At 65.2% G+C, this 12609-nt stretch carries 8 protein-coding genes; 3 read left to right on the top strand and 5 right to left on the bottom strand.

The features are described from left to right. Positions 1-212: 212 nt before the first annotated feature. The 5 genes from AC1VXC_RS19995 to AC1VXC_RS19975 form a co-directional block, all read right to left on the bottom strand. Entirely contained in the window at positions 213-695 is a 483-nt protein-coding gene (locus tag AC1VXC_RS19995; protein WP_313174434.1) for a hypothetical protein, read from the bottom strand. 48 nt (positions 696-743) lie between these two features. Beyond that, on the bottom strand, positions 744-1046 hold the full coding sequence (locus tag AC1VXC_RS19990) for a LysM peptidoglycan-binding domain-containing protein (RefSeq protein WP_313174433.1): 303 nt from the start codon (positions 1044-1046) through the stop codon (positions 744-746). A 99-nt stretch (positions 1047-1145) separates the two neighbouring features. Beyond that, entirely contained in the window at positions 1146-1955 is an 810-nt protein-coding gene (queF, locus tag AC1VXC_RS19985; protein WP_481528948.1) for an NADPH-dependent 7-cyano-7-deazaguanine reductase QueF, read from the bottom strand. A gap of 81 nt (positions 1956-2036) precedes the next feature. Further along, positions 2037-2900 carry a DUF4261 domain-containing protein gene (locus AC1VXC_RS19980; protein WP_481528947.1) on the bottom strand — a complete coding sequence of 288 codons (864 nt, stop codon included), beginning with the start codon at positions 2898-2900 and terminating at the stop codon, positions 2037-2039. A gap of 45 nt (positions 2901-2945) precedes the next feature. Continuing rightward, positions 2946-4265: an amidohydrolase gene (locus AC1VXC_RS19975; RefSeq protein WP_313174427.1), complete on the bottom strand. Its 1320-nt coding sequence runs from the start codon at positions 4263-4265 to the stop codon at positions 2946-2948. Between the two features lie 517 nt (positions 4266-4782). On the opposite strand from AC1VXC_RS19975, the gene AC1VXC_RS19970 reads away from it, so the two are divergent. From AC1VXC_RS19970 to AC1VXC_RS19960, 3 genes are read left to right on the top strand one after another with little or no spacing between them, the layout of a single operon-like run. After that, positions 4783-6024, top strand: a complete 1242-nt coding sequence (locus tag AC1VXC_RS19970) for an efflux RND transporter periplasmic adaptor subunit (protein WP_481539872.1) — start codon at positions 4783-4785, stop codon at positions 6022-6024. Positions 6025-6071: 47 nt separating this feature from the next. Beyond that, positions 6072-9296 (top strand): efflux RND transporter permease subunit, encoded by a 3225-nt coding sequence (locus AC1VXC_RS19965; protein WP_481539871.1) that lies wholly within the window; start codon positions 6072-6074, stop codon positions 9294-9296. A 6-nt stretch (positions 9297-9302) separates the two neighbouring features. Further along, positions 9303-12422 carry an efflux RND transporter permease subunit gene (locus AC1VXC_RS19960; protein ID WP_313174423.1) on the top strand — a complete coding sequence of 1040 codons (3120 nt, stop codon included), beginning with the start codon at positions 9303-9305 and terminating at the stop codon, positions 12420-12422. The last annotated feature ends 187 nt before the right edge of the window (positions 12423-12609 follow it).

Raw genomic sequence — 12609 nt, 5'->3', positions numbered from 1 at the left:
CCTCAAAGCCATGCACCTGATGATGTCCCTGCTTCGCGGCTGACGCCGCTCCTACAAGAACAATCCGATGCCAGAGTCAGGCATCTGGTTAGGCGTGACTCAAAGCTCCAGTGAATCGAATTGCTGTTCAAGCGGATAAAAAAAGGCGCAGCCTGATGGCTGCGCCCATGCGTATCACCGACGGGAGAGAGTTGCGTCGGCTAACGCCTTACTCACTTCACCTCGAACTGCTGCGGCATGCCGGCCGCCTTGCCATCAACGGTGACGTCAGCGGTGTACTTGCCAGCCGGCCACGGCGTTGCCTTGGTGAATTCGATGTTGGTGGTGCCGGTGTCGGTGGCATTGAGCGTGGCGCTCTGCTCACCGGCCACCTGTCCATCCTGGTAGGTCAACTTGGCAGCCACCGGCACATTGCTGGCCGTGCCGCTGGTCTTGACCGAAACAATGATCTTGTCCTTGGCTGCCAGTACCGCGACCGGCGCCACCGACATATCGGCTGCTGCCGCATTACCGACAGTCACCGCGGTCACCGCAAGAACCGGCGCAGCGGGTGCCGACTCGACCATCGGAGCCGGGGCGGTCGCAGCGGGCGGCGGCGGAGCCGGCGCAGCTTCTTCCTTCTTCTTGCAACCAACCAGTGCCACGGCACCGACCACGGCGATCATCAGGGCACTGCTAAGCGACGTCTTCTTCATGAATTGCTCCGAATCTGGTTTGAAGGTGCGTACGTATTGGCGCAGGGATCAGCCTTGGCGCGCCGGAATCTTCAGCGTCTGCCCCGGGCGGATCTTGTCCGGGTCATCGAGGACATCACGGTTGGCATCGAAGATCTTCTTCCATGCGTTGCCGTCGCCAAGCAGCTTCTTGGCGATCTTGGAGAGGCTGTCGCCACTCTGCACCGTGTACTGCTGCTCCCCGACGATCTCTTCGGTACTGGTCACGGTCGCCGTCACATCGGAGAAATCGGCTTTCTGCACCACCTGTTCGGTGCTGGTGACGGTACCGGTGACATCGGAAAAATCGGCTTTCTTATCAGTACTGCTCATCCAGGCGGCTCCTCCGTGACTGACGGGAAGCAACGATTGCACGACGCCTGTTAAGGTTTCATCGTGCCAACGTAAAAACCAGCGTACGCAGCTGAATGTTTATTGACGCAGATCCCGGATCGGGAGGCTGGCAGCCATGCCGGGGCTGGCCCGACGCGGGTTGATGTCCAGGCCGCCACGGCGGGTATAGCGAGCCTCGACCTCCAGCATGCCGGGCTGGCAGTGCTGACCAAGCTCCAGGAAGATCCGCTCCACGCATTGTTCATGGAATTCGGCATGGTCACGGTAGCTGACCAGATAACGCAGCAGCCCTTCGCGGTCGATGCGCGGGCCGTGGTAACGGATGCTGACGCTGGCCCAGTCTGGCTGACCGGTCACCGGGCAATTGGACTTGAGCAATGCCGAGACCAGGGTTTCGTCCACCACGGTAGCGGCATCCGCCGACAGCACGCTGGCATCCGGTGGGCCATAGCTGTCGATGGCGACATCCAGATGATCGATGCTTTCGCCCGGCGCCCGCGCGACCGCTGGCAGGCCGAATTCGACCCGTACATCGGCACCGGCACAGGTCGACAGGTCAGTGACAATGCGCTCACGCACCGCCTCGGCCCGATTGAAGCGCGCGCCGTTGAGCGAGTTCAGGTACAGCTTGAGCGACTTGGATTCGATCAGGTTCGGCGAGGTCGCCGGCACGTACAAGGTGGCGGTTTCCACGCAGGGCTTGCCACGCGCGTCCAGCCAGCCCAGCTCATAGATATGCCAGCGGTCCTCGCCGACGAACGGCAGTTCGCTGCCCAGGCCGATCTCGGCACGGGCGCCGGCGCGCGGGATCGGGAACAGCAGACTGGCGTCGTACTGGCGGGGGTAGTCGACCTCACGGCCGAGGCTGGAATCTTGGGGAGTGTTCATCGGCGCCATTGTAATTGCGCCAGCTTGAGCGCCGGATATACCGGCGCGCCGTTTCGATGAGGACAGGTGCAGCCTGCTGCTTCAGTTCAGCAACCGCTGCCACCAGGACTTGCCCGCCTTGGCCTGCGGTATCTCCTCGCTGACCAGCCGCATCACCTCCCGCTCCGGGTCCAGCGCTGACGGACCGTAGACCACGCGGATGCGTTCATCTTCGGTCGCGCCAAGGGTGTCGCCATCACTGATGACCATGCCGTTCTCGATCAGGTAATCGACGATGCCGGTGAGCCGGCTGAACACGCCCTCGGCGCTGTCGGCGGTCTCGGGAATCTCGATGTCCATCAGGCCCAGCATGTCCATGCCACGGGTATGGCCGGTCATCACCCCATCCGGACGCGCGCCCACGTTGATTGCCACCCAGGCAATCGGCAGCGGTTCGGGCAGGGTGGCCTGGGTCAGCTCGCGGAACAGGCCCGGCAGCACGACATGATTGGCACTACCGAAGTAGACCGCCTGGATGCTGTTGGACACGGCGACGGCCGAGGCCAGTACACGGCTGAGCAATGCTGCCTGTGCGACCAGATTGGGTTCCTGGCCGTCGTCGCTGAAGCGCATCACCGTCACGATGGTGTGCGCGGCGTATTCCACCGGCGCCGGCGTCGCATCCGGCCACAGCCGGCTGTGTGCGCAGATCTGCGCGATGTCATCGCCGATCTGCAGCGGGATGGGCATCAACGCAATCAGGTAGTCGGCGTACTCCAGGCATTGCATTGGCGCATCGTCGCCATCGGCGTTCGTGTCCTCATCGCCAGCAGACGGGGCCTCGCCCAGCCGCAGCAGCGACTGGTCCAGGTCGGGCCAATCGTTGCGCATCTGCGCGAGCAGGGCGTCGGCGGTGAGCTGAGGGTCGAGCTGCGACTGCAGCAGCATGGCCAGGCTGGCACTCATGGGGCTACTTCTTCCTTGTAGGTAAGCCCCTGACACTACCCGGACTCAGCCCGCCTTGTCACCGTGCAGGTAATCCAGCGACACCTGCAACAGCGCGCGCAGACCTACATCCAGCGCCTTCTCGTCGAGCAGAAACTTGGGCGAGTGATTGCTGGGCGCGGTGGCCGGATCGATACCGGCACCGGTGGAGCCGACGAAGAAGAACATCGACGGCACCTGCTGTGCGTACAGCGAGAAGTCCTCCGAGCCCATCTGCAGTGGCGGCTCATAGACATTGGCCTTGCCCACCACCGCCTGCAGGCTGGGCAGCATGCGCGCGGTCAGTGCAGGATCGTTGACGGTGGCCGGATTGCCGTCCTTCTCGTAGATGTCGGTGACCGCGGTGGCACCGTGGGCGGCAGCGGTGTGTTCGGCGACATTGCGCAGATCGGCGAAGATCTGCTTGCGCATGTCCGGGTCAAAGGTGCGGATGGTGCCGACCATCTCCACCGAGTCGGGAATGATGTTGTAGCGGATGCCGCCCTTGATCGCGCCGAAGGTAAGCACAGCCGGCTGCTTGGACAAGTTGGCGCGACGGCTGACGATGGTCTGCGCGGTACCAATCAGGTCAGAGGCCGCAACAATCGGGTCAACCCCGTTCCACGGCGCCGAGCCATGCGTCTGGCGACCGTTGACGGTGATGCCGAAGCGGTCGGAGGCGGCCATCAGCGGACCACCGCGCACGGCGATCTGGCCCGCCTGCACACTGGAGAACACGTGCAGGCCAAACACCGCCTCCGGCTTGAAGTCCTTGAACAGGCCTTCCTTCAGCATCAGGTCGGCACCGCCCTGCTCCGGCGGTGGTGCGCCTTCCTCGGCGGGCTGGAAGATCAGCATCACTTCCCCGGGCAGCTTGTCGCGCATCGCGACCAAAGCGTCGGCCACGCCCAGCAGGGTTGCGGTGTGTGCGTCATGGCCGCAGGCATGCATCACACCGACCTGCTCGCCGCGGTACTCGGCGGTGGCCTTGGAGGCGAACGGCAGGCCGGTCTGCTCGGTGACCGGCAGCGCGTCCATGTCGGCACGCAAGGCGATCTTCGGGCCGGGCAGGCCGCCCTTGATGATGGCGACCACGCCGTGCACGGCCACGCCGGTCTTCGGGTTCAGGCCCATCGCGCGCAGGCGCTCGGCGACCTTGGCGGCGGTGCGTTCTTCGCGATTGGAGAGTTCCGGATGGGCATGGAAGTCGCGACGCCAGTCCACCACCTGCTGCTGCAGGCGACTGGCGGCTGCCGCCACCTCCGGCCGCTGTGCGGCATCCTGGGCCTGCGCCAGCGGGGCAAGGGCGCAAAGCAAGGCAGACAGCAACACAGTCTTGCGGGCCATCAGCAACTCTCCTTCCAATCGGGGACCGGGTGAATGTAAGCCCATCATGGGCCAAGCGGCCGCCGCCAGGGAACCGGCACGCTGTAAGCAATCCACGGTAGTGCCGAGCCATGCTCGGCAGGGCGTTCCTCGCAACCCACCAACATGCAGGGCCCCATGTAGTGCCGAGCCATGCTCGGCAAGGCGTTCCTCGCAACCCGTCAGCTTGTAGGAGCGGCGTCAGCCGCGAAGCTGATGGTTCGCCAGATCACAGACCAATGGGTGACTCCCAATGTTTCGGCTTCGCGGCTGACGCCGCTCCCACAGCATTCCTGCAGGTTGATGCGACGCTGGGAAGGCCCCAGCCGAGCATGGCTCGGCACTACAACATCAGGTCAACCGATGCCGCGATGGAACGTTCATCACCTGCACGGGTCTGTATGCGTGGCCCATCGGTCATGCCTCCCAGACCACAGGCGCGGCGGTATCCTCTGCGCCTTGATCGTTCTCCCCCTATCGGTTCCTCAGGAGTTTTCGCATGTCGCGTTTCTGGAAGATCGTACTGCTGGTCATTGCAGTACTGCTGGTGGCCGGTATCGGCTATCGGGTGATGGGGGGCGGCAAGCAGAAGGCCGGTGCTGCGCAGTCTGGCATGAGCCAGGGAGGCAGGGGCCAGCAGGACAAGGATCCCGTGCCGGTCACCGCCGTCAGCGCGGAGAAGAAGGACGTGCCGGTCTACCTGACCGCACAGGGCACGGTGACCGCATTCAACACCGTCACGGTCAGCCCGCAGGTCGGCGGTCAGCTGCTCAGCGTCAACTTCCGCGAAGGCCAGGCGGTCAAGAAGGGTGACCTGCTGGCGCAGATCGACCCGCGCACCTTCCAGGCCCAGTATGACCAGGCCATCGCCAGCAAGCGCCAGAACGAGGCGCTACTGGCCACCGCGCAGTCCAACTACGCACGCTCCAACTCGCCGGAATACCGCCAGTTCGTGGCGCAGACCGACCTGACCACGCTGCGCAACCAGGTCGCCCAGTACCAGGCCGCCGTGGCCGCCTCGCAGGCATCGGCCGCGCAGGCCAAGGTGCAGCTGGACTACACCCGCATCACCTCGCCGATCAACGGCATCGCCGGCATCCGCGCGGTCGACCCGGGCAATGTGGTCAGCGCCGGCAGCCAGATCGTCACCGTGACCCAGCTGCAGCCGGCCTATGTGCTGTTCAACCTGCCCGAGCAGCAGCTCGACGCAGTGCGCAGCGCACAGGCCGCAGGCCCGTTGCAGACCGCCACCCTGGACCGCGAAGGCGGCAGCGTGGTCAATGCCGACGGCGTGTTGCAGGTGGTGGACAACCAGATCAGCAGCAGCAGCGGCACCTTCCGCCTGCGCGCCCAGTTCCCCAATGCCAACGATGCGCTGTGGCCAGGCCAGTTCGTCAACGTGCAGATGAAGCTCAATGTGCTGCCGGGCGCGATCGTGGTACCGGCCGAAGCAGTGCAGCGCAGCAGCACCAGCGATTTCGTCTACCTGATCAAGCCCGACAACACCGTCACCCTGCGTAATGTGGTGCAGGGCGGCCAGGTCGACGACAGCCACGTGGTGATCAGCAGCGGCCTGCAGGCGGGCGACAAGGTCGTCACCGAAGGCCAGTTCCGCTTGAAGGAAGGCAGCAAGGTCAACGCGCTCGCACCGGGACAGGCACCGCCGGCACCGACTGAAGAACAGCTCAAGGCGGCCAGCCAGAAGGGCAACCGTGGTGGACGGGGTGGCCCGCCGCGCTGAGGCGTTGGCCGGCACCCGCCTCCCCTCCCCCGCACCAGGAACCGACCGTGGGCTTTTCGACTATCTTCATCCGGCGCCCGATCGCCACCTCCCTGTTGATGATCGGGCTGATGCTGCTGGGCATCCTCGGTTACCAACGCCTGCCGGTTGCGGCCCTGCCCGAGATCGAAGCGCCCAGTCTGGTGGTGACCACCCAGTACCCGGGTGCCAGCGCGCAGACCATGGCCTCGCTGGTGACCACGCCGCTGGAGCGGCAGCTGGGGCAGATTTCCGGGCTGGACATGATGACCTCCGATTCGTCGGCAGGCCTGTCCAGCATCGTGCTGCAGTTCTCGATGGAACGCGATCTGGATACCGCCGCGCAGGACGTGCAGGCGGCCATCCGCCAGGCCACCCTGCCCAGCTCGCTGCCCTACCAGCCGGTCTACAACCGGGTGAATCCGGCCGATGCGCCGATCCTGACCCTGAAGCTGGCCTCGGACACGCGCCCGCTGCGTGAGGTCAACGACCTCGCCGACTCCATCCTCGCCCAACGCCTGTCGCAGACCGACGGCGTCGGTCTGGTCTCCATCGCCGGCAATGTGCGCCCGGCGGTGCGCATCCAGGTCAACCCGGCGCAGCTGGCCAACATGGGCATGACCCTGGAAGACCTGCGCAGTGCGCTGACCCAGGCCAACGTCAACGCGCCCAAGGGCTCGCTCAACGGCAAGACGCAGAGCTATACGCTGTCCACCAACGACCAGCTCAGCGACGCGGCCGACTACAACGACATCATCATCCGCTACCAGAACGGCGCGCCGGTGCGCCTGCGGGACGTCGCCAAAGTGGTCGACGGGGTGGAGAACGACCAGCTCGCCGCCTGGGCCGATGGCAAGCCGGCCGTGCTGCTGGAAGTACGCCGCCAGCCCGGTGCCAACATCGTCAAGACGGTGGAGAACATCCGCCAGATCCTGCCCAACCTGCAGGGCATGCTGCCGGCCGACGTAAAGCTCGATGTGTTTTCCGACCGCACCGTCACCATCCGCGCCTCGGTGCACGACGTGCAGTTCACCCTGGTGCTCACCATCTGCCTGGTGGTGGCGGTGATCTTCGTGTTCCTGCGTCGGCTGTGGGCGACGGTGATCCCCTCGGTGGCGGTACCGCTGTCGCTGCTTGGCACGTTCGGGGTGATGGCCTTCGCCGGCATGTCGCTGGACAACCTGTCGCTGATGGCGCTGACCGTGGCCACCGGCTTCGTGGTCGACGATGCGATCGTGATGATCGAGAACATCGTGCGCTATATCGAACAGGGCAAGGACGGCCAGGAAGCGGCGGAAGTCGGCTCCCGCGAAATCGGCTTCACCGTGCTGTCGTTGACGGTGTCCTTGATCGCGGTATTCCTGCCGCTGATCCTGATGCCGGGCGTCACCGGTCGCCTGTTCCATGAGTTCGCCTGGGTGTTGTCGATTGCGGTGGCGATCTCGATGGTGATCTCGCTGACGCTGACGCCGATGATGTGCGCCTACCTGCTGAAGCCGGACGCACTGCCCGAGGGTGACGACGCCCACGAGCGGGCCGCAGCGGAAGGCAAGGTCACCGCCTGGTCGCGCCTGGTTGGCGTCTACGAACGCACCTTGGACTGGGTGCTGCACCACCAGCCGCTGACCCTGGGCATCGCCCTGGCCTCGGTCGCGCTGACCGTGCTTCTGTACATGGTGATCCCCAAGGGCCTGCTGCCCGACCAGGACACCGGCATGATCACCGGCGTGGTCATCGCCGACCAGAACGTCGCCTTCGAGCAGATGCAGCAGCGCACCCAGGCGGTCGCCTCCACGCTGCAGGACGATGAAGCGGTTACCGGTGTCGCCGCCTACATCGGCGCCGGCAGCATGAACCCCACCCTCAACCAGGGCCAGCTGAGCATCGTGCTCAAGGACCGTGGTGATCGTGATGGGCTGGATGTGATCCTGCCGCGCCTGCAGGCCGCCGCCGCGCATATCCCCGGCGTCGCGCTGTACCTGAAGCCGGTGCAGGACGTGACCCTGGATACGCGCGTGGCCGCCACTGCCTACCAGTTCTCGCTGTCGGACATGGACAGCGCCGAGCTGGCCAAGCAGACCGAGCGTGTCACCGATGCCTTGCGCCGGCTGCCGGAACTGGCCGACGTCGACGACAACCTGGCCAACCACGGCCGTGCGCTACATGTGGAAGTGGACCGCGACAAGGCCAGCCGCTACGGCGTGCCGATGCAGACCATCGACGACACGCTGTACGACGCCTACGGCCAGCGCCAGATCTCGACCATCTTCACCCAGCTCAACCAGTACCGCGTGGTGCTGGAAGTGGCACCGGAGTTCCGCACCAGCGACGCACTGATGAACCATCTGGCGATCGGCAGCAACGGCAGCGGCACGCTCAGCGGCAGCAATGCCACCACCCTGGGCCAGGTGACCTCAAGCAACTCGTCCACCGCCACCGGCATCGGCAGTGCCAATACCGGCATCGCACTCGGCGCAGGCGGCAGCATCCCGCTGTCGGCGATTGCCAGCGCCAAGCCCGGCACCGCGCCGCTGATCGTCAGCCACCAGCAGCAGCTGCCATCGGCGACGATCTCGTTCAACCTGGCGCCGGGTTACTCCTTGTCCGAAGGCGTGGATGCGATCAACAAGGCAGTGGCCGAGCTGGAACTTCCACCACAGATGCAGGCGCAGTTCGTCGGCACCGCCGCCGAGTTCTCCAGCAGCCAGACCGACGTGATCCTGTTGCTGCTGGCCGCCATCGCGGTGATCTACATCGTGCTCGGCGTGCTGTACGAGAGCTGGATCCATCCGCTGACCATCATCTCGACCCTGCCACCGGCCGGCGTCGGTGCACTGCTGGCCCTGTACCTGTGCGGCATGAGCCTGTCGGTGGACGGCATCGTCGGCATCGTGTTGCTGATCGGCATCGTCAAGAAGAACGCGATCATGATGATCGACTTCGCGCTGGACGCGCAGCGCTCCGGCGCCAATGCCTATGACGCGATCCGCCGCGCCTGCCTGCTGCGTTTCCGGCCGATCATGATGACCACCGCCGCGGCCATGCTTGGCGCCCTGCCGCTGGCCCTTGGCACCGGTATCGGTTCGGAGCTGCGGCGGCCGCTGGGTGTGGCCATCGTCGGCGGCCTGCTGCTGTCGCAGCTGGTCACGCTGTACACCACGCCGGTGATCTATCTCTACTTCGAGCGTCTGTCCGAGTGGGCGGCCAAGCGCCGCGAACAACGCGCCGCTGCCCGCCTGCAGACGGCACGGTAAGCGCGGATGAACATCTCCGCGCCTTTCATCTCGCGCCCGATCGGCATCACCCTGCTGGCGATCGGCCTGTTCTTCGCCGGACTGGTCTGCTACCTGCGGCTGGGCGTTGCCGCCCTGCCCAACCTCGCCATCCCGGTGATCTTCGTGCAGGCCTCCAATACCGGTGCCGACGCCAACACCATGGCGGCCACGGTCACCGCGCCATTGGAGCGGCACCTGGGCCAGGTGCCGGGCATCGATACCATGCGTTCCAGCAGCAGCGATGGCCGCAGCATGGTGTTCCTGATGTTCAACACCAGCCGCGATATCGATTCGGCCGCACAGGACGTGCAGGCTGCGATCAACGCGGCCATGGCCGACCTGCCAGCCGGCATCAATACGCCGACGTACCAGAAAGCCAATCCCAACGACGATCCAGTGATCGCGCTGGCGTTGACCTCGGACACGCAGTCGGTAGCCGAGCTGTACAACACCGCCGACTCACTGCTGGCGCAGCGCCTGCGCCAGCTGCCCGGCGTCTCGCAGGTGGATATCGCCGGTGCTTCCACGCCAGCAGTGCGCGTCGACCTCAACCTGCGTGCGATGACCGCACTGGGCCTGAGCCCGGATGATCTGCGCAACGCGATGCGTGCGGCCAACGTCGCCTCGCCGCTGGGCTTCCTCAGCGACGGCAGCAGCCAGACCGCGATCATCCTCAACGACCAGATCCGCAAGGCTTCGGATTTCGCCAACGTCGCCATCTCCACCCACGATGGCGCGGTGGTGCGCTTGAAGGATGTGGCCACGGTCTACGACGGCCAGCAGGACGCATATCAAGCCGCGTGGTTCAACGGCAAGCGTGGGGTGCTGATGTATGTCTACCTGCGCAGCGGCGACAACCTGGTCGCTACCGTCGACCGGGTAAAGGCAGCCATTCCCTCGCTCACCGGCTATCTGGATGCAGGCAGCACGCTGACCCCGTACTTCGACCGCACCCCGACCATCCGCGCCTCGCTGGCCGAAGTGCAGATCACCTTGATGATCAGTCTGCTGATGGTGATCCTGACCATGGCGCTGTTCCTGCGCCGGCTGGCACCGACGCTTATTGCCGCCGTGACCGTCCCGCTGTCGCTGGCCGGTGCCGCGCTGGTGATGTACGCGCTGGACTTCACCCTCAACAACCTCACCCTGCTGGCGCTGGTGATTGCCATCGGCTTCGTCGTCGACGACGCCATCGTGGTGATCGAGAACGTCATGCGCCATCTCGACGAGGGCATGCCGCGACGGGAAGCAGCGATGGCAGGTGCGCGCGAGATCGGCTTCACCATCGTCTCGATCACCGCCTCGCTGATCGCGGTGTTCCTGCCGATCATCTTCGCCCAGGGCATGATCGGTGCGTTCTTCCGCGAGTTCACCCTGACCCTGGTTGCGGCCATCCTGGTCTCGGCGGTGGTCTCGCTCACCCTGACCCCGGCCCTGTGTGCACGCTTCCTGCATCCACATGCCGAAGGCGCACGCGATACCCGCACCAATCGCATGCTGGACCGCGTGCATGAGGGCATGCTCAAGGTCTATACGGTGGCACTGGACTTCTCGCTGCGCCACGCCCTGCTGCTATCGCTGACGCCGCTGTTGTTGATCGTGGCGACGTTCTACCTGGCGGGCTCGGTCAGCAAGGGCCAGTTCCCCGAGCAGGACACCGGCCTGATCTGGGGCCGCGCCAGCTCCAGTGCCACCGTCTCGTTCCAGGAAATGGCCGAACGCCAACGCCGGCTCAGCGATACCTTCCTGGCCGACCCGGCGGTGAAGATGGTTGGCTCGCGACTGGGCTCAAGCCGCCAGGGCAGCAGCGCACAGTTCAACATCGAGCTGCATACCGAGAAAGAAGGCCGCAAGGAGCCCACCAATGTGGTGGTCAGCCGGCTCAGCGCCAAAGCAGCGCAGTTCCCGGATCTGGATGTGCGTCTGCGCGCGATCCAGGACCTTCCCTCCGACGGCGGCGGTGGCGGCTCACAGGGCGCGCAGAACCGTGTGACCCTGCAGGGCAACGACGCCGAACAGCTGGCCGAATGGCTGCCCAAGCTGGTGACCGCGCTGAAGCAACATCCGCAACTGCGCGATGTCGGCTCCGACGTGGACAAGGGCGGCCTGATGCAGAAGATCGTCATCGACCGCGAGAAGGCCTCGCGCCTTGGCGTGACCATTGGTGCCATCGACGGCGCGCTGTACGGCGCCTTCGGCCAGCGCCAGATCTCCACCATCTATGCCGACCTCAACCAATATGGCGTGGTGGTCAATGCACTGCCCAGCCAGACCGGCAGCCCGGCCGCGATTGAAGACCTGTACGTGCCGTCCAAGAGCGGGCAGATGATTCCGCTGACCGCACTGGCCCATCAGGAAGCCGGTTTGGCACCGTCGCAGGTCACCCACCAGAACCAGTACACGGTGATGGACCTGAGCTACAACCTTGCACCGGGCGTAAGCAGCGGCGAGGGCGATGCCATCGTCAAATCGGTGATCGAAGGCCTGCGCATGCCCGGCGACATCCGCCAGGCCGCGCCCGGCGGCTTCCGCCAGGCGATGGACCCGGTGGCGATGCTGATGCTGATCATCGCCGCCATCGCCACGGTCTACATCGTGCTCGGCATGCTCTACGAGAACCTGGTGCATCCGGTGACCATCCTGTCCACGCTGCCAGCGGCGGGCATGGGTGCGCTGCTGGCCCTGTGGGTCACCAATACCGACCTGTCGATCATCTCGATGATCGCGCTGGTGTTGCTGATCGGCATCGTCAAGAAGAACGCGATCATGATGATCGACTTCGCCCTGGTCGCGCAGCGCGTGCACGGCAAGTCGCCGGCCGAAGCAGTGCGCGAAGCCAGCATCGTGCGTTTCCGTCCGATCATGATGACCACGATGGTCGCCATTCTTGCGGCACTACCGCTGGCGATTGGCCTGGGTGAAGGCTCCGAACTGCGCCGCCCGCTGGGCATCGCGATGATCGGCGGCCTGCTGATCTCGCAGAGCCTGACCCTGCTCAGCACGCCGGCGCTGTATGTGATTTTCTCCTGCCTGCAGCAGCATTGGCGCAACTGGCGCACACGCAGCAGGGAGCGCAAGCGCCTGCGCAAGCTGGCACGCGCGTGATCCCCCTCCCTTGCGCGCAGCGCAGGGGGTGAAGAAGGTCTGCTTGCGCGGCACTGCTGCGCGACCTGATGAATGACCGAAGGCTAGGCCTTCGGGCCGGACGGGCTGGGGAGGGAGGCTCTGGCTGCTGCTCTGGCTGCTGCTCTGGCTGCTGCTCTGGCTGCTGCTCTGGCTGCTGCTCTGGCTG

This window comes from Stenotrophomonas sp. STEN033 (assembly GCF_056856655.1).
This window is presented reverse-complemented; position numbering and strand designations above follow the sequence as displayed.